The following is a 1,242-nucleotide window of genomic DNA, read 5'->3' on the forward strand; positions in this document are numbered from 1 at the left end:
TGACGTGCTCCCCTGATTGTTACCATTCAGAGGTAGAGTCTCGCTCCTTCATGATTGATGTTTGATGGGATGGCAACGTGTCTGGGGGCATGCCCCCAGACACGTTCGCCGGCGATCTCGGCGGGGGTCTTCCCGCCCAGTTTCGAGTGTGGCCTGACCGTGTTGTAATCGTGCCGCCATGCAGCGAGCACGAACCGGGCATGAGCCAGTGAGGTGAACAGCGTCTCGTTGAGGCATTCGTCGCGCAGACGGCCATTGAAGCTTTCCACGAAGCCATTCTGCATCGGCTTGCCGGGCGCAATGTAGTGCCACTCGACCCGCCGTTCCTGTGACCAGCGCAGGATGGCCGACGAGGTCAGTTCGGTGCCATTGTCGCTGACCACCGTGTGCGGCTTACCGCGCACCTCGATCAGGCTGGTCAGTTCCCGGGCCACCCGTGCGCCTGAGAGCGACGTGTCAGCCACCAGCGCCAGGCACTCCCGCGAGAAGTCGTCGACCACGCACAGGATGCGGAAGCGCCGCCCACAGATGAGGCTGTCGGATACGAAGTCGAGGCTCCACCGCTGGTTCGGACCATCTGGCAGCACCATTGGCCTGCGCGTGCCCAGCGCCCGCTTGCGACCGCCACGGCGGCGCACCCTGAGGCCTTCCTCGCGATAGATGCGCAGCAGCTTCTTGTGGTTGGGCTTTATGCCTTCCCGCGCCAGCAGGTAGCCCAAGCGGCGATAGCCGAACCGACGACGTTCCGCCGCCAGCTCACGCAACCGTTGCCGCAACGCCCCGTCATCCGGCCTCGCCGGCTCGTAACGGATCACCCTGCGGCTCACACCAACCAGACTGCACGCCCGACGCTCGCTCAGCCCGTGCTGTTCACGGGCATGGGCGACGGCTTCCCGCTTCGCGCCGGGCGTTACCATTTTTTTGATGCCAGATCCTTCAGCACCACGTTGTCGAGCATCGCCTCGGCCAGCAGCTTCTTCAGCCGACTGTTCTCCTGCTCGAGTGTCCGCAACCGCCGGGCATCGGACACCTCCAGACCGCCGAACTTCGACTTCCACTTGTAGAACGTGGCGGAACTGATCCCGTGACGGCGGCACACTTCCGCTGTCGGCATCCCAGCCTCCTGCTCCTTCAAAACCGCGATGATCTGCTCTTCGCTGAACCTGCTTCGTTTCATTCTCGTCCGACTCCTTTGCGTCGGACTCTACCAAAAACCGGTCACATTTCAGGGGAGCACGTCAC

1 protein-coding gene is annotated in these 1,242 nt (G+C 63.0%); it reads right to left on the reverse strand.

Annotated features, from left to right (window positions below):
• Nucleotides 1-26 precede the first annotated feature (26 nt).
• A protein-coding gene (locus tag BM173_RS14360; protein WP_090483156.1) for an IS3 family transposase occupies nucleotides 27-1,177 on the reverse strand; the annotation gives its coding sequence in 2 pieces (ribosomal slippage) (nucleotides 27-925 and nucleotides 925-1,177; 1,152 coding nt in all).
• Nucleotides 1,178-1,242: the final 65 nt, after the last annotated feature.

The organism is Qipengyuania nanhaisediminis, from assembly GCF_900115585.1.
In the GTDB taxonomy this organism is placed as follows: Bacteria; Pseudomonadota; Alphaproteobacteria; order Sphingomonadales; family Sphingomonadaceae; genus Qipengyuania; species Qipengyuania nanhaisediminis.